A 16,264-nucleotide genomic window follows, 5' to 3' on the forward strand; every position below is an offset into this window, starting at 1 on the left:
CTTCCCGTCCACAGGCCGGCGGCAACCGCCGGTCGTCCACAGGCACGGATCGGGCGGGGTGGGCCTGCCGGGGGCCGGGGACGCCGGGGGCATGACCGAACAGCGCCGCACCGGCCCCCGACCCCTCCGCTCCGTCCCGTCGCCCGGGACCCGACCCGACCTCCCGCCCGCCGGCGAGCAACCCGTCGTGCGCCTGCGCACGCCCGCCGACCTCCTGGCCGCCGTGCCGGTGGTGCTCGGGTTCGAGCCCGCCGACTCCCTGGCCGTCCTCACGTTCGGGGCGGACGGCCGCTCCGGCCGGCAGGGCCCCTCCGGCACCCCGGGGCGCAGCGGCATGCACCTGCGCATCGACCTGCCGGCGGACCCGCGGGACGTCGACCTCGTCGTCGACGCCGTGGTCGCGCCGTGCGTGCGCCACGGCGTGGGTGTCGTGGCGGCCGTGCTCTACACCGACCGCGCCGACCTGGCCGACGCGGTCGCCGACGCGCTGCGGGACCGCTGCTGGCAGGCCGGGATCGGTCTCGCGACGGCGATCCGGGCGGACGGGCGGCGCTGGTACGTCGCCGGGGACTCCGCGTGCGTCCCCGCGGGGGCCTCCCCGGGGGCGGAGGGCACGCCGTACCGCAACGACACCCACCCCGTGCGCGCCCGGGCCGTGGTCGACGGCCGGGTGGTGCACCGCTCCCGGGCGGCGATGGCCGCCCAGCTGGCCCCGCTGCCGCTCGAGCAGCGTGGCGACGTCGCCGAGGCGGTCGCCCGTGAGCGCCGGCGGGTGCAGGGGGTCGAGGAGGCCGCCTGGGTGCGGCGCACGGTGCTGCGGGCCCTGGAGTCCGGGGCCGAGCCGGGCCCGGCCGACCTGGCCCGGCTGCTCGTGGCCCTGGAGGTCGGGGTGAACCGCGACGCCGCGTGGGCCGGGATGACCCGCCCCGACGCCCGGGCGCACCTCGACGTGTGGGTGCCGGCGCTGCGGCGGGCGCCGGAGGGGGCGCGGTCGGGCGTGGCGGCGCTGGTCGGGCTCAGCGCCTGGCTGCACGGCGACGGCGCCCTGGCCTGGTGCGCGGTCGACGTGTGCCTGGCCGAGGCCCCGGAGCACCCCCTCGGCTGCCTCGTGCGGGACCTGCTGGAGACGGCGACGCCGCCGGACTGGTGGGAGGAGGTCGGGGCGGGGGAGCTGCCCTCGCCGGCATGAGCGGCGGAGTCGGCGTCAGGGCGCCCACTACGCTCGCGCCATGGGAGACGAGGTCGATCAGCAGCAGTTCACCCGCGCTGACCGCACGCGGCACCGGGAGAAGGTCCGGCACTCGCTCGACGCGCTGGCCCGCATGCTCCGCGAGGAGGCGTTCGAGGCCGACGACCCGCGCACCGGGCTGGAGGTCGAGCTCAACCTCGTGGACGCCGAGGAGCGACCCGCGCTGCGCAACGCCGAGGTGCTCGAGGCGATCGCGAGTCCCGACTTCCAGACCGAGCTGGGCCAGTTCAACGTCGAGATCAACGTGCCGCCCGCCCGGCTCGCGCCCGAGGTGGCCGGCGGGCCGGGTGGGCTGACCGCGTTCGAGGAGGGCCTGCGCCGCAGCCTCAACGAGGCCGAGGCGGCGAGCGCGGCCGTCGGCGCGCACCTCGTGATGGTCGGCATCCTGCCGACCCTGGGCGAGGGCCACATGCGCCCGGCGTCGTTGAGCCCCAACCCGCGCTACGCCCTGCTGTCGGAGCAGATCCTCGCCGCGCGCGGCGAGGACATCGAGATCGACGTCCGCGGGGTGGAGCGGGTGCGCACGCGCACCGACTCGATCGTGCCGGAGGCCGCCTGCACGAGCACGCAGCTGCACGTGCAGACGGCGCCGGAGGACTTCGCGGCCTACTGGAACGCCTCCCAGGCCATCGCCGGCGTGCAGATCGCGGTGGGGGCCAACGCGCCGTACCTGTTCGGCAAGGAGGCGTGGCGCGAGACGCGCATCCCGCTCTTCGAGCAGGCCACCGACACCCGCAGCGAGGAGCTGAAGGCGCAGGGCGTGCGCCCCCGGGTGTGGTTCGGCGAGCGGTGGGTGACGTCGGTGTTCGACCTGTTCGAGGAGAACGTCCGCTACTTCCCGGCGCTGCTGCCCGTCACCGAGGGTGAGGACCCGCTGGCCGTGCTGGACGACGGCGGCGTGCCCGAGCTCACCGAGCTGCGGCTGCACAACGGCACGGTCTACCGGTGGAACCGGCCCGTCTACGACGTCGCGGACGGCCGGCCGCACCTGCGGGTCGAGAACCGGGTGCTCGCGGCCGGGCCCACGGTGGTCGACACCATCGCCAACGCCGCCTTCTACTTCGGCCTCGTGCGCGAGCTCGCGACCGACGAGCGCCCCCTGTGGTCGCAGATGTCGTTCAGCGCGGCGGAGGAGAACTTCCACACCGCCGCCCAGCACGGCATCGACGCGCAGGTCTACTGGCCCGGCGTGGGCCAGGTGCCGGTCACCGAGCTCGTGCTGCGCCGCCTGCTGCCGCAGGCCCGCAACGGCCTGCTCGCGTGGGGCGTGGGCACGGACGAGATCGACCGCCTCCTGGGGGTGATCGAGCAGCGGTGCCTGCGCGGCACGAACGGCGCGGACTGGCTCGTGCGCCGGGTGCGGGCCGAGGGCGACGGCGTGCCCCGCGAGGAGGCGCTGCGCCGCGCCTGCGGCGACTACCGCGAGCGCATGCACACCAACGAGCCCGTGCACACCTGGGACGTCTGAGCCCCGCCCGGCGTGTCTCCCGGCGGCCCCGGCGGCGGCTCAGCGCAGCCGGCGCCACGTGCGGCTCGCGCCGCCCAGCGGGTCCCACCACCCGTGCCGCGTGACGACGGCGAAGGCGAGCGGCACGCCGAGCTCGCCGGACGCCGCCCGGGTCGCGCGCAGCCACGCCAGGTCGAGGTCCGCCGCCTCCGGCGCCCCGGACCCGCCCGGCCGCGTGACCCACACCAGCGGGGGCGTGGTCGCGGCCAGCGCCTCGACCATCACGGTGAGCACGTCGGCCTGCAGCGCGTGGTCGTCGTACGGCGCGGCCTCGACGCTGCGGACCGTGCCGCCCGGCCGGCCCGCGTGCACCCGGGGCGCGAAGCGGCTGCGCCGTCCCTCGGCCAGGAGGCACCGCACGGCGGTGCGCAGCTCGTCGTACGACGTGCCCACCGGCGCGGCGCCGCCCGCCGGGTGCGCGGGACGCGGGGGAGGGCGGGTCACGACCGTCAGCCTCACCCGTGGCGCCGTCCGGGGCGAACGGCTCTCCACAGGCCGACGCGGGTCGGGCGCATCGGCTAGCGTGCCCAGGAGGGCCCGTCGTGACCGACGTGGCTGCCGCAGCGAAGGGGAGTGCGCGTGACAACGATCGTCGTGGGATACGTGACCAAGCCGGAGGGCGAGGCGGCCCTGCACAAGGCGATCGAGGAGGCGCGTCTGCGCGACGCCCGCGTCGTGCTCGTGAGCGCCACCCGCGGGGACGACACCGTCGAGGGCCTCGAGCCCGCGCGCGAGCTGCTCGCCGCCGCCGGCGTGCCCCACGAGGTGCGCGTGACGACCGGGGCGTTCGACCCGGCCGAGGACCTGCTGGCGGTGGCCGAGGAGCTGGACGCCGACCTCATCGTGATCGGCCTGCGCCGACGTACCCCCGTCGGCAAGCTGCTGCTCGGCAGCAACGCCCAGCGCATCCTGCTCGACGCCCGCACCCCCGTCCTCGCCGTCAAGGTGCCCGCGGTCGGCTGAGCGCGCCCGCGCCCTGCGGCAGGATGGCCCCATGGCCATCCAGATCACCGGTGACGCGGCCGCCGACGCCGTCCTCGAGTCCGACCCCTTCGCGCTGCTCGTGGGGATGATGCTCGACCAGCAGTACCCGATGGAGCACGCCTTCCGCGGCCCCGCGAAGGTGCTGGACCGGTTCGGCACGCTGGACCCGGCGCGCATCGCCGCGGCCGACCCCGAGGAGTTCGCCGCGCTGTGCGCCACGGCGCCCGCCATCCATCGCTTCCCCGGCTCGATGGCCGCGCGGCTGCAGGAGCTGGCCCGCATCGTCGTCGACGAGCACGACGGCGACGCCGCCCGCCTGTGGACGGAGGCGACCGACGGGAAGGACCTGTTGAAGCGGGTCATGGCCCTGCCGGGCTTCGGCAAGCAGAAGGCCCAGATCTTCGTGGCCCTGCTGGCCAAGCAGCGCGACGTGCGCCCCGACGGCTGGGAGCAGGCGGTCGGCGACTACGCCGAGCCGGGCTTCCGGTCGGTGGCCGACGTCGTGGACGGCGAGTCGCTGCAGAAGGTGCGGGACTACAAGAAGCAGAAGAAGGCCGCGGCGAAGAAGTAGGGCGTTGCGCCGGCCGGGCGACGCGCTTGGAGGGCGCTGCCAGTCTTCATGCGTGGCGGACGAGACGACGGACGAGCGCATCGACGCGGCGGCCTCCGCCTTCGGCGTCGACACCCCGACCGGCTGGCAGCGCGAGGCGCTCGGCTCCGTGCTCGACGGCAGGGACACCGTCGTCCTGGCCCCGACCGGGTCCGGGAAGTCGCTGGTCTACCTCGCGGCCGGTCGCCTGGTCGACGGGTGGACGCTCGTGGTCTCCCCGCTGCTGGCCCTCCAGCGCGACCAGGTCGCCCACCTGGAGGAGACCGACGTACGGGTCGAGCGTCTCGACTCGACGCTGGCGAAGGGCCGTCGCGCGGACCTGCTGGCGGCGGTCGGCCGGTGCGAGGTCGACCTGTTGTTCCTGGCACCCGAGCAGCTCGCCAACGTCGAGGTGGCCGAGGCGCTCGCCGCGTGCCCGCCCGGGCTCGTGGCCGTCGACGAGGCCCACTGCGTCTCCGAGTGGGGCCACGACTTCCGCCCCGACTACCTGCGGCTGGGCTCGTTGCTCGACCGGCTCGACGGGTCCGGTGACCGGGCCGTGCGCGTGGCCACCACCGCGACGGCGGCCGCGCCGGTGCTGGAGTCGATCACCGCGCGGCTGGGTCTCGACGACGTCGCCGTCGTCACCGCCGACCTGGCGCGCCCGAACCTCCGGCTCTCGGTCGAGCAGGTGCCCGACGGCGATCGGCTCGACGAGCGGGTGCGCGAGCTGGCCGAGCGCCGCGACGCCGACCCCGGTGCGGACACCGACGCCGACACCGGTGCCGGGGGGAGCGAGGACGCGGGGATGGCGCTGGTCTACGTGCGCACCCGCAGGCACGCCGAGCAGCTGGCCGGCGACCTCGCCGCCCGCGGCCGGCGCAGCGCCGCCTACCACGCCGGGCTGCGGCGCGCCGAGCGCGAGGAGGTGCACGCCCGGTTCGAGGCGGGCGACCTCGACGTGCTCGTCGCGACCTCGGCCTTCGGCATGGGCATCGACAAGCCCGACGTCCGTCTCGTCGTGCACGCCGGCGCCCCGGCCTCCGTCGACGACTACTTCCAGGAGATCGGCCGCGCCGGGCGTGACGGCGAGCCGGCCGACGTCGTGCTCATGCACCGGCCGGAGGACCGGGCCCTCGGCCGCTTCTTCTCCGCCGGCGTGCCGCGGCGGGGCACGGTGCGCTCGGTGCTCGACGCCGCCCGCCGGGTGGGCGCGGCCGACGTCCGCGAGGTCGCCGAGGCGGCCGGCGTCGGGACGGCCGCCGCGACCCGCGTCCTCAACCTCGCCGAGCTGGCCGGTCCCGACGCGGACGTCGAGGCCGTGCTGGACGTCGCGCGGGAGCGCCGCCGCCTCGAGCAGTCCCGCGTCGAAATGATGCGGGAGTTCGCCGAGACCGGCCGCTGCCGCTCGGCCTGGCTGCTGGGGTACTACGGCCACTCCTCCGAGCCCTGCAGCCACTGCGACAACTGCCGCTCGGGCCGGGCCGACGAGGCGCCCGCGGTCGACGACGAGCGCCGCGGCGAGCGCGTGGTGCACGCCGACTTCGGCACCGGGGTCGTCGTCGAGGCCGACGAGCACCAGGTGACGGTGCTGTTCGAGGAGAACGGCTACAAGACCCTCGCGACCCGCCTGGTGGACGAGCAGGGGCTGCTGACGCCGGCCTGACGCTGCCCGACCCGGCCCGGCGGCGCCCGCCCGTGGTCGCGCGTTCACCTGCCGGTCGCGGAGGAGGGTCAGCCTCGTCCGCATGCGTCGGCTGGTGGCGATCGTGGTCGGCTGGGTGCTGCTGCTGCTCGGGGTCGTGCTGTTCCCCCTCCCGGGCCCGGGCCTGCTCGTCGGCGTCATCGGTCTGGGCATCCTGGCGCGCTACCAGGAGTGGGCGGCGCGGCGCGTCGACCGGCTGCGGGCGCAGGTCGAGCTCGCCGCCGCCCGCGGCGTGCGCACCCACCCCAAGGCGTGGGCCTCGATCGTCGGCACGACGCTGCTCGCCGCCTCCGGGGTGCTGTGGATCTGGGCGCCCGACCAGCCGTCGTGGTGGGTGCTGCCGCCGTGGACGTGGCTGCCCGGCGGGCTGACCGCCGGCGTCAGCCAGGTGCTGTCTGGGCTCGTGAGCCTGGCCCTGGTCGTCCACAGCTACCGGCGCTACCACGGCCGGCCCGACGAGCTCGCGCGCATGGAGGCGGCCGCCGCCGCGGCGGGGCGGGGGTGAGGCCGAGGCGCGGGGGCGGGTGCCGCGCGGGCCCGCCTGGCACGATCGCAGGATGGACAGCCAGACCCGGACCTACCGCACCGGCGACCGCGAGGTCGTGCTCGACCTGACCGAGGACTGCCGGGAGTACGCCGCCGGCCGCGGCGACGGCCTGCTGCACGTCTTCGTGCCGCACGCGACGGCGGGCATCGCCGTCCTGGAGACGGGCGCGGGCAGCGACGACGACCTGCTCGCCGCCCTCGGTGACCTGCTGCCGGCCGACGACCGCTGGCGCCACCGCCACGGGAGCCGCGGGCACGGCCGTTCCCACGTGATGCCGGCGCTGGTCCCGCCGTACGCCACCGTGCCGGTGCTCGACGGCCGGCTCGCGCTCGGCACCTGGCAGAGCATCTGCCTGGTCGACCTCAACGTGGACAACGCGGAGCGCGAGGTGCGGCTCAGCTTCCTGGGTGACGCCGCGGGCGCGTGAGCCCGGGTCAGGTCGGCGATGCGTGGGGGCGCGTGGCATCATGGTGCTCGCGGCTCTTGACAGTACCTGGCTCTGCCGCGCCCTGATGTAGTTGACGAGAGGTGTTCGTGGCTTCGATCGCACGCAAGAAGCTCCCCGCCGAGGTGCTCTCGCACCCCGCCCTGGCCGCTCTGGTGGAGCACGGCTCGGCGACCGGCGTGGTCACCCCCGACCAGGTCCGGCAGGCCAGCGAGGACGCGGCCATCGAGCCGGTCCACCTCAAGGCCCTGCTCGTGCACCTGAGCACCCTCGGCATCACCGTCGACATCGCCGCGGGCGCCACGCGCGCCGTCGCGGCCTCGGCGACCCGTCGTACGACGACGGCCAGCGCCGGCACGGCGAAGAAGACCGCGGCGAAGAAGGCCCCCGCCAAGGCGGCGGCGAAGAAGGCGGCCCCGGCGAAGAAGGCGGCGGCCGCGAAGGCCGCCCCCGACGCCGACGCCGACGGCGTGGACGCCGAGGAGATCGTCGACCTCGAGGGCATCGAGGTGGTCGAGGACGTCATCGAGGTCGAGGTCGAGGAGACCGACGGCGCCGAGACCCCCGCGGCCGCTGTCGGCCCCGACGGCAAGAAGATCCTGCCCGACATCCCGGACGAGGTGTTCGAGAAGGACGTCGTGGCCGACCCCACGATCAAGCAGGACGAGAAGGAGGCCTCCTTCGTCGTCTCGGCGGCCGACGACACGGACGAGCCCGAGCAGCAGGTCATGGTGGCCGGCGCGACGGCCGACCCGGTCAAGGACTACCTGAAGCAGATCGGCAAGGTCCCCCTCCTCAACGCGGAGATGGAGGTCGAGCTCGCCAAGCGGATCGAGGCCGGTCTCTTCGCCGACGAGAAGCTCGCCAAGGGCGGCAAGATCACGCCCAAGGTGCTCGAGGAGCTCGAGTGGATCGCCGACGACGGGCGCCGCGCGAAGAACCACCTGCTCGAGGCCAACCTGCGTCTCGTCGTCTCGCTCGCGAAGCGCTACACCGGCCGCGGCATGCTGTTCCTGGACCTCATCCAGGAGGGCAACCTCGGTCTGATCCGCGCGGTCGAGAAGTTCGACTACACCAAGGGCTACAAGTTCTCGACGTACGCGACGTGGTGGATCCGTCAGGCCATCACCCGCGCGATGGCCGACCAGGCCCGCACCATCCGCATCCCGGTGCACATGGTCGAGGTCATCAACAAGCTGGCCCGCGTCCAGCGCCAGATGCTCCAGGACCTGGGCCGCGAGCCCACCCCGGAGGAGCTGGCCAAGGAGCTCGACATGACGCCCGAGAAGGTCGTCGAGGTCCAGAAGTACGGCCGCGAGCCCATCTCGCTCCACACACCGCTCGGCGAGGACGGCGACTCGGAGTTCGGTGACCTCATCGAGGACTCCGAGGCGATCGTGCCCGCCGACGCCGTGTCGTTCACGCTGCTCCAGGAGCAGCTGCACGCGGTGCTCGACACGCTGTCCGAGCGCGAGGCCGGCGTCGTCTCGATGCGCTTCGGCCTGACCGACGGCCAGCCGAAGACCCTGGACGAGATCGGCAAGGTGTACGGCGTGACGCGCGAGCGCATCCGTCAGATCGAGTCGAAGACGATGAGCAAGCTGCGCCACCCGTCGCGCTCGCAGGTGCTGCGCGACTACCTGGACTGAGCGCCCGCCTCACCACGACGGCCCGTCACCGAGATCCTCGGTGACGGGCCGTCGTCGTACGGGGGAGAGGTCAGCCGGTGCACTCCTCGAGCGCGGCGGTGTACTCGGGGCTGGCGGGGTCGGGCTCGGCGAGCCCGGCGGGCGTCGGGGTGGCGGTCTCGCCGGCGAAGCCGAAGCCGGACGGCCCGGTGAGCAGCTGGCGCCCGTCCGTGCACTCGGTGGTCTCGGCGACCTCGAGCGTCCCCTCCTCGTCGAGGCAGCCCTCGTAGTCGGCCGGGATGCTGCCGCCGACGACCCACACCTCGGCGCACGCCGGGGCGTCCGCGGGGGCGCCGGACGCGCCGGAGCCGGCGCCCGAGCTCTCGGAGGTGGTCGAGCTCGCCGACGGAGAGCCGCTCTCGGTCATGCCGGTGCCGACGGTGGAGCTCGCCTCCGGCGCGACGTTGTCGGGGGACTCCTCGTCGCTGGCCGAGCAGGCGGCGAGGGCGGGGATCAGGGCGAGGGCGGGTACGGCGAGGAGGTGGCGGCGCATGTGCCCCCGGTACCCGGTGGGCGCCCGGGCATCGGGCGCGGCGTCCCCGGTCTCGGACGGGGCCGGTCTCAGAGCTGGAAGATCGCCACGAACCAGACGGCCGAGGCGACGACCGCAGCCGTGGCCTCGATGGCGATGCTCATGGCGACGGCCTTGAGCGCCGCGACCGTCGACGGCCGGGCCGCGACGGACCCGACGCGCTGCACCTCCGCGGCGTACACCCCGGCCACGAAGCCGACGAACAGGCCGACGAAGGGGATGACGAAGAAGCCGACGACACCGGCGAGGCCACCGAGGAGCAGCGTGCGACCGGGCACACCGGCGGCCTTGAGCCGCTGCCCGGGCAGCGCGTACTGCACCACGGTGCCGACGACCAGGATGACGGCGATGGCGGCGAACCAGCCCCACGCGGCGCCGCCGGTCAGCACGGCCCACCCCAGGAAGGTGGCGCCGATGAGCAGGGTGCCGGGGAGCACCGGCACGACGATGCCGACGATGCCGACGGCCACGAGCAGCGCCACGAGGGCGTCGGTCCAGGTCACGGCGCCATCCTCGCAGGTCGCAGCGAGGACCGCTGCGGTGCCGACCGGCCCGGGACGCACGACGGCCCCGGACCTGGTGGTCCGGGGCCGTCGTGGTCGGTCGTCGGTGGGCGCGTGGCGCCCGGGGCGTTACTCGGCGGATCCCGCGCCGGGCGTGCCCTGGAGTCGGTGGGTCTCGTCCTGGACGTTGCTCGCGACGGAACGGAGAGCGTCCCCGTGCTGACGCGCGTGGTGCGCGCAGAACAGGAGCTCGCCGCCGCTGGCCAGCTCGACACGCAGGTAGGCCTGGGCGCCGCAGCGGTCGCAGCGGTCCGTCGCGGTCAGTGCCGCGGAGTTGGGGGCAACTGCAGTGGTCACATCGGCCTCATTTCTCTTCATCGGTGCCTTGCCCAACCTAGCCGCGGGGGAAAACATTCCCCTCGGCGTGTGGTCGGGCTGACACCTGGATCCCATCACGGCCCGCTGTACCCGCCGACGGCGCACCCCATTCCTGAGACGGGGGAGGTGCTCCGCCGACGCGCACCGCGGTGGTGCCGCGCTGGCTGTCGCCCCCTCGCCGTCGAGGGGGCGTGCGCCATCCTCCCGCCTGCACGGGCCGCCCGGGGGCATTTCGGCGCACCTCGGCGCGGGCGTGTCCGACCGCGTGTCCGACCGCGTGTCCGACCGCGTGTCCGACTCGGGCCGCGCAGGGCGGCACCGGGTCCCCGGCACCGTCGGTGCCCGCCGGTAGATTGCGGCTCGCGCGACGTCGTACGACGCCGCCCGCAGCACGCAGAGGGAGCACCGTCATCGACGCCACGTACAACGCAGCCAACCTCCTCGTCCTCGAGGGCCTGGAAGCGGTCCGCAAGCGCCCGGGCATGTACATCGGGTCCACCGACACGCGGGGTCTCATGCACTGCGTGTGGGAGATCATCGACAACGGCGTGGACGAGGCGCTGGGCGGGCACGCGAGCCGCATCGAGGTGACGCTGCACGCGGACGACTCCGTCGAGGTCCACGACGACGGGCGGGGCATCCCGGTCGACGCCGAGCCGCGCACGGGACTGCCGGGCGTCGAGGTCGTCTTCACCAAGCTGCACGCGGGCGGCAAGTTCGGCGGCGGCTCCTACGCGGCCAGCGGCGGCCTCCACGGCGTCGGGGCCTCGGTCGTCAACGCGCTGTCCTCCCGGCTCGACGTCGACATCGACCGGCCGCCGGCGCGCCAGGGCATCTCGTTCCGCCGCGGCGTCCCCGGGGTGTACGACGGGGACGGCCCCCAGGCGGGCTTCGAGGTCCGCTCGGGCCTGACCCGCAAGGGCCCCCGCGTGACGGCGAAGGGCGCCACGGGCACGCGCGTGCGCTTCTGGCCCGACCGCCAGATCTTCACCTCCGACGCGGCGTTCGTCTGGGACGACCTGGTCACCCGGGCGCGGCAGACGGCCTTCATCGTCCCGGGCCTGCAGCTGATCATCCGCGACCTGCGCGGCGAGGTGGCCCGCGAGGAGGAGTTCAAGTTCGACGGCGGCATCGCGGAGTACGTCGAGCACCTCGCCCACGACGAGGCCGTCACCGACATCCTGCGCCTGCGGGGCAGCGACACCTTCACCGAGACCGTCCCCGTGCTCGACGCCGCCGGCCACATGACGCCGCAGGACGTCGAGCGCGAGCTCGTGGTCGACGTGGCGGCGCGCTGGGGCCACGGCTACGACACCGAGCTGCGCTCCTACGTGAACGTCATCGCCACGCCGAAGGGCGGCACCCACGTCAACGGCTTCGAGCAGGCATTGACGCGCACCTTCAACGACGTGCTGCGCGCCACCAAGACGCTCAAGCAGGCCGACGCCGACGTGCTCAAGGACGACGTGCTCGAGGGCCTGACCGCCGTGGTGACGGTGAGCCTGGCCGAGCCGCAGTTCGAGGGCCAGACGAAGGAGATCCTGGGTACGCCGGCCGCCCGCACCATCGTGCGCAAGGTCGTCGCCCGCGAGCTCAAGGAGTTCCTCACCAGCACCAAGAAGGTCGAGAAGGCCCAGGCCCGCCTCGTCATGGACAAGGTGGTGGGCGCGGCGAAGACGCGCCTGGCGGCCCGCCAGCACAAGGAGAACCAGCGCCGCAAGACCGCGCTGGAGTCGTCGGCGCTGCCCGCGAAGCTCGCCGACTGCCGCTCGACCGACGCCGAGCGCTCCGAGCTGTTCATCGTCGAGGGCGACTCCGCGCTGGGCACGGCCAAGCTGGCCCGCAACTCCGAGTTCCAGGCGCTCCTGCCGATCCGCGGCAAGATCCTCAACGTGCAGAAGGCCTCGATGGCCGACATGCTGAAGAACGCCGAGTGCGCCTCGATCATCCAGGTGGTGGGCGCCGGCTCGGGTCGCACCTTCGACCTCGACTCCGCCCGCTACGGCCGCATCATCTTCATGGCCGACGCCGACTCCGACGGCGCCCACATCCGCTGCCTGCTCGCCACGCTGTTCTTCCGGTACATGCCGGGGCTCATCGAGGCCGGGCGGGTCTTCTCGGCCGTGCCGCCGCTGCACCGCATCGAGCTCTCCAACCCGCGCAAGGGCCAGGAGAAGTACGTCTACACCTACTCCGACGCCGAGCTGCAGCGGAAGCTCGCCGAGCTCAAGCGGAAGAACATCCGCTGGCGCGACCCGGTGCAGCGCTACAAGGGTCTCGGCGAGATGGACGCCCAGCAGCTCGCAGAGACCACCATGGACCCCCGGCACCGCACCCTGCGTCGCATGACGATCGACGACGCCCAGGGCGCCGCCGACGTGTTCGAGCTGCTGATGGGCTCCGAGGTGGCGCCGCGCAAGGAGTTCATCGTGGCCGGCAGCTACAGCGTGGACCGCGACGCCATCGACGTCTGAGCCTCCCGGCGTGGCCCGGCCCACGCCGTCACCGTCTCGGGCGCGCCCGGTGGGTGTGCGAAGGTGGACGGGTTATGCGAGGAGATGACACGTCGCTGTTCGAGGACCTGTTGGACCACGACCACGACCACGACGACGCCGCGCCGTCCGCGTCGGGCGGGCCCGCGACCGAGCGCGGAACGTCGGGCGGGCGCCGCCAGTGGCTCGTGCTCGCGGGCGCGGTCGTCCTGCTGCTGGGCTGCGTGATCGGCGGGGTGGCGGCCGTCCGCGCCGCCGTCGGCGGCGAGGACCCCGGGACGCCGGTCGCCTGGCGCGACCCCGTCGTGGACGGCAGCTCCGTCACCGTGACCTGGGACGCGAGCCCGTGCGCCTCCACGGGCACCACGACGGTCGAGGAGAGCGCCGACGAGGTCGTGGTCGTCGTGCGCGAGGTGCCCCGCCCGGCGCTGTGCTCGTCGCCCGGGCAGGTGCGGCAGACGACGGTCGAGCTCGACGAGCCGGTCGGTGACCGGGACCTCGTCGACGGCTCGACCGCCGGCCGCTGAGGTCAGGCCACCGGCTCCAGCAGGCCGGAGTCCACGTCGTACACGAACCCGCCGACCGCGACGGAGTCCGGCACGAGCGGGTGGGAGCGGACCTTGTGCACGTCCGCGGCGAGGGTCGCGCGCTGGTCGCGCACCACGTTGAACGTCTGCCAGGTGGAGTCGACGCCGGCCGACGCGGTGACGCGCTCGTGCAGCTCCTCCTCGGTGCTCGACGCGACCGCGCAGCGGGTGTGCGGCACCACGAGGATGCGGTCGACGTTGAGCAGGTGGACGCCGAGGACGAGGGCCTCCAGCGCCTGCTGCGTCACGCGACCGCCGGGGTTGCGGAAGATCTTGGCGTCACCCGGCTTCAGCCCGACCATCCCCAGGGGGTCGATGCGGCTGTCCATGCAGGTGACGATGGCGACGCCCGCTCGGGCGATGCCGTCGAAGCCACCGAACTCGAACGTCTCGGAGAACGTCCGGTTCGCTTCCAGGAGGTCGTCGAAGTCGCTCACGGATCGCAAGGTAGCCGACGGGACGCAGACGGGCGGCCGGGGGTCCGGCCCCCGGGCGCTCAGCCCACCAGGAGACCCGGCCGGCGGACGCCCCGGGTGTCGGTGCCGCGGAACAGCGCAAGCGCCAGCAGCGCCGCGACGGCCGCGCACCCGGCGGCCCCCGCGAAGACGACCTGCTCCTGGGTGAGGGCGGCGTCGCGGAGCAGGTCGTTGTACTCCCCGCACGTGCCGCGGCGACCGCAGACCTCACCGATCGGAGGGAGGGAGTCGCGCTCCGCGTAGAACGCGCGCAGGCCGATGCTCGTCAGCGCCGAGATGCCGACGAGCATGCCGACCATCCGGGCGACGACCACCATCGCGGAGGCGAGCCCGTGGACCTCGTCGTCGGTCGCGGCGAGCACGACGGCGTTGACGGGGGCCAGCGCGAGCCCGAAGCCGAGACCGGTCAGGAGCAGGGGCACGTTGGCGCTCCAGCCCTCGAGCGCCGTCGCGTCCCACCGCGCCATCACGACGAAGCCCACCGCGGCCGCGGCCATGCCGGCGCCGGCCACCGCTCCCGCCGGCACCCGCCGCAGCAGGAGGCCGCCGAGCACGGCGCCCACCGGGAGCGCGACGAGCAGTCGCACCAGGACGAGCGAGGCGAGCAGCTGCGAGTCGGGGTAGATCGTGGTGCGGGCGAAGATCGGCAGCGCGACCACGGCCGCGATGAGGGCGGCCCCCACGAACAGGCTGACCAGCAGCCCGCCCCAGGCGCCCCGGGAGGCCAGGGCGCCGCGCGGGATCAGCGGGCGCTCCGAGCGCCGCAGGTGCACCACGAGCCACACGACGGCGACTGCGGAGCCGAGCAGGTACCAGTGACCGTGGTCGGAGAAGACCTGGATCTCGGGGTCGCCGGTGCCGAACGCGAGGATGACCCCGCCGAGCGCGACCGCGAGCAGCAGCGCCCCCGGGAGGTCGGCGGCCACGAGCGCCCGGCCCCAGCGCCGCAGGTCGAGCAGCGGGGCCGGGGCGAGCAGCGACCACGCCAGCAGGGCGACGAGCCCCAGCACCGCCAGCAGCCCGACGGGGGAGAGCCAGCGGTCCTCCCCGACGTACGGCGCGAACAGCTCGCCCCACACGACGTGGCGCACCAGCCCGGACGGCTGCAGTGCGGTGAGCGCCCCCGCCACGGTGACGAGCACCGCGAGCATCACCGACACCACGTCGAGGTGGCGGCGCGGGGCGAGGGCAGGGTCCGCGGGGGAGACCTCGCCGGAGGCGGCGCCGGCCTCGACGGCCGCGGAGCGCCGGGCGAGCCGCTGGGTGGCGAGCAGCAGCACGACCCCGGCGGCGAGGTTGAGCGCGAAGATGCCGCGCCACGTGGCGACCGCGAGCACCGCCGCGCCCAGCACGGGGCCGACGACGCTGCCGAGCTCCTGCACCGCCGAGACGAGCCCGAGGGGAAGCCCGCGGCGGTGCACCGGGTAGAGGTCGGCGACCAGGGCCATCGTCGCGGGCACGAGCCCGCCGCCGCCGACGCCCTGGAGGAAGCGGCCGGCGACCATGCCGGGCAGGTCGTAGGCGAGCGCGGTGACGCCCGAGCCGACCGCGAAGACCGCCAGCGAGAGGACGAGCACCGGGATCCGGCCCTCGAGGTCGGCGACGCGCCCGATGAGGGGCAGCATCGCGACGTACCCCAGCAGGAAGCCGGAGATGATCGGCGCCGCACGCTGCAGGTCGATCGCCTCGATGCCCGCCGCGGCGCTCATCTCGGGCAGGGCCAGCACCACCACGTAGGTGTCGGCGGCGGCGATCGCGATCGCGACCGCCGCCACCACCAGCAGCGCCCGGTCGGCGCCCCGCAGCGTCACGGCGCAGTGATCTCGATCGTCTCGCCGTAGTTGCTGAACCCGATCTCGTAGGTCAGCGAGACCTCGGGGTAGAACTCGCCGGTGAGGTCGGCCCGGCACAGGAAGCCGTCGGAGTCGATGAGGTACGCCGCGTCGAAGTCGCCGTCGGCGCCGGGGATGATGTTGCGCACGGTCTCGGCCGGCACGGTGCCGGTGTAGCGGGTCGCGGTGGCCTCGCCGCAGCGCTCCTCGCCGTCCTCCACCGGGTCCTGGGTGGCGGTGAGGATCCCCGACACGCCGCTGTCCGGGTCGAGCAGGGTGCCGGGGTCCGGGGCGTTGTACTGCTTCGGGTCGACCTCGCGCCAGCCGGGGCCGAGCAGCGCCGCGCGGGCGTAGGTCGTGCCCTCGGTCGCGACGATGTCGACGTCGACCGGCAGGCTGAACGCGCGCAGCGCGAACGCACCCGAGAACCGGTCGGGGCGCACCGCGGTGCCCTGTGCGCTCACCAGGGCCGTCGAGACGTCGTCGGTCAGGCCCTGCGAGGTCAGCGCGATCTCCACGCCCTCGGTGTCGTCGAGGTTCTCCTTCGCCTCCTTCAGCACGTCTTCCGGGGTGACCCCGGGGCGGGAGAAGTCGAGGCCGTCGTCGCCGTCACCGAACAGCAGCGCCGGGACGAGGGTGGCGACCAGGAGGACGACGACGATGATGCCGCCGATGATCCATCCGCGCCGGCTGGGGCGGGGCCGCTCGCCACCGTCGCCGGTGGGGGAGGTCGAGGGGGATTCCATGCGG

17 protein-coding genes are annotated in these 16,264 nt (G+C 74.5%); 10 read left to right on the forward strand and 7 right to left on the reverse strand.

The window, feature by feature from the left end; translation table 11 throughout:
- Positions 1-187: 187 nt before the first annotated feature.
- Both ACOACO_RS10435 and ACOACO_RS10440 read left to right on the forward strand, forming a co-directional pair.
- Positions 188-1,189: a DUF4192 domain-containing protein gene (locus tag ACOACO_RS10435; RefSeq protein ID WP_420296155.1), complete on the forward strand. Its 1,002-nt coding sequence runs from the start codon at positions 188-190 to the stop codon at positions 1,187-1,189.
- A 40-nt stretch (positions 1,190-1,229) separates the two neighbouring features.
- Complete coding sequence (locus ACOACO_RS10440; RefSeq protein ID WP_420296156.1) at positions 1,230-2,717, forward strand: glutamate--cysteine ligase; 1,488 nt, start codon at positions 1,230-1,232, stop codon at positions 2,715-2,717.
- Positions 2,718-2,756: 39 nt separating this feature from the next.
- Here the strand turns inward: ACOACO_RS10440 and ACOACO_RS10445 are convergent, their stop codons facing one another.
- A complete protein-coding gene (locus ACOACO_RS10445) occupies positions 2,757-3,200 on the reverse strand; it encodes a hypothetical protein (protein WP_420296157.1) in 444 nt (147 codons plus the stop codon).
- A gap of 135 nt (positions 3,201-3,335) precedes the next feature.
- Between ACOACO_RS10445 and ACOACO_RS10450 the strand changes: the two genes are divergently transcribed.
- From ACOACO_RS10450 to ACOACO_RS10475, 6 genes are all read left to right on the forward strand, one after another.
- Positions 3,336-3,719 (forward strand): universal stress protein, encoded by a 384-nt coding sequence (locus ACOACO_RS10450; RefSeq protein WP_420296158.1) that lies wholly within the window; start codon positions 3,336-3,338, stop codon positions 3,717-3,719.
- A gap of 31 nt (positions 3,720-3,750) precedes the next feature.
- The gene (locus ACOACO_RS10455; protein WP_420296159.1) at positions 3,751-4,311 is read left to right on the forward strand and encodes an HhH-GPD-type base excision DNA repair protein; all 561 of its coding nucleotides are present in this window, start codon (positions 3,751-3,753) and stop codon (positions 4,309-4,311) included.
- A gap of 52 nt (positions 4,312-4,363) precedes the next feature.
- Complete coding sequence (locus ACOACO_RS10460) at positions 4,364-5,995, forward strand: RecQ family ATP-dependent DNA helicase (protein ID WP_420296160.1); 1,632 nt, start codon at positions 4,364-4,366, stop codon at positions 5,993-5,995.
- Between the two features lie 82 nt (positions 5,996-6,077).
- Positions 6,078-6,539, forward strand: coding sequence for a PGPGW domain-containing protein (locus tag ACOACO_RS10465; protein ID WP_420296161.1), 462 nt, complete (start codon positions 6,078-6,080; stop codon positions 6,537-6,539).
- Positions 6,540-6,591: 52 nt separating this feature from the next.
- A complete protein-coding gene (locus tag ACOACO_RS10470; protein WP_420296162.1) occupies positions 6,592-7,008 on the forward strand; it encodes a YjbQ family protein in 417 nt (138 codons plus the stop codon).
- Positions 7,009-7,115: 107 nt separating this feature from the next.
- Positions 7,116-8,675: an RNA polymerase sigma factor gene (locus ACOACO_RS10475; protein ID WP_420296163.1), complete on the forward strand. Its 1,560-nt coding sequence runs from the start codon at positions 7,116-7,118 to the stop codon at positions 8,673-8,675.
- A gap of 70 nt (positions 8,676-8,745) precedes the next feature.
- Here ACOACO_RS10475 and ACOACO_RS10480 read toward each other — a convergent pair whose 3' ends face one another.
- From ACOACO_RS10480 to ACOACO_RS10490, 3 genes are all read right to left on the reverse strand, one after another.
- Complete coding sequence (locus ACOACO_RS10480; protein WP_420296164.1) at positions 8,746-9,207, reverse strand: hypothetical protein; 462 nt, start codon at positions 9,205-9,207, stop codon at positions 8,746-8,748.
- Between the two features lie 68 nt (positions 9,208-9,275).
- Positions 9,276-9,749, reverse strand: coding sequence for a DUF456 domain-containing protein (locus ACOACO_RS10485; protein WP_420296165.1), 474 nt, complete (start codon positions 9,747-9,749; stop codon positions 9,276-9,278).
- A 129-nt stretch (positions 9,750-9,878) separates the two neighbouring features.
- The gene (locus tag ACOACO_RS10490) at positions 9,879-10,127 is read right to left on the reverse strand and encodes a DUF7455 domain-containing protein (protein ID WP_277498581.1); all 249 of its coding nucleotides are present in this window, start codon (positions 10,125-10,127) and stop codon (positions 9,879-9,881) included.
- Positions 10,128-10,480: 353 nt separating this feature from the next.
- Between ACOACO_RS10490 and ACOACO_RS10495 the strand changes: the two genes are divergently transcribed.
- Both ACOACO_RS10495 and ACOACO_RS10500 read left to right on the forward strand, forming a co-directional pair.
- Entirely contained in the window at positions 10,481-12,601 is a 2,121-nt protein-coding gene (locus ACOACO_RS10495) for a DNA gyrase/topoisomerase IV subunit B (RefSeq protein WP_420296328.1), read from the forward strand.
- 74 nt (positions 12,602-12,675) lie between these two features.
- A complete protein-coding gene (locus ACOACO_RS10500; RefSeq protein WP_420296166.1) occupies positions 12,676-13,146 on the forward strand; it encodes a hypothetical protein in 471 nt (156 codons plus the stop codon).
- Positions 13,147-13,148: 2 nt separating this feature from the next.
- Here ACOACO_RS10500 and ACOACO_RS10505 read toward each other — a convergent pair whose 3' ends face one another.
- Genes ACOACO_RS10505 through ACOACO_RS10515 form a run of 3 tightly spaced genes read right to left on the reverse strand, consistent with a single transcriptional unit; the run spans position 13,149 to position 16,260 of the window.
- Complete coding sequence (locus ACOACO_RS10505; protein ID WP_420296167.1) at positions 13,149-13,643, reverse strand: beta-class carbonic anhydrase; 495 nt, start codon at positions 13,641-13,643, stop codon at positions 13,149-13,151.
- Between the two features lie 59 nt (positions 13,644-13,702).
- Positions 13,703-15,493 carry an MFS transporter gene (locus ACOACO_RS10510; protein WP_420296168.1) on the reverse strand — a complete coding sequence of 597 codons (1,791 nt, stop codon included), beginning with the start codon at positions 15,491-15,493 and terminating at the stop codon, positions 13,703-13,705.
- Positions 15,490-16,260, reverse strand: a complete 771-nt coding sequence (locus ACOACO_RS10515) for an LppX_LprAFG lipoprotein (protein WP_420296169.1) — start codon at positions 16,258-16,260, stop codon at positions 15,490-15,492. Before ACOACO_RS10515 ends, ACOACO_RS10510 begins: the two co-directional genes overlap by 4 nt.
- Positions 16,261-16,264: the final 4 nt, after the last annotated feature.

The organism is Nocardioides sp. CPCC 205120, assembly GCF_048654585.1.
GTDB lineage: Bacteria > Actinomycetota > Actinomycetes > Propionibacteriales > Nocardioidaceae > Nocardioides.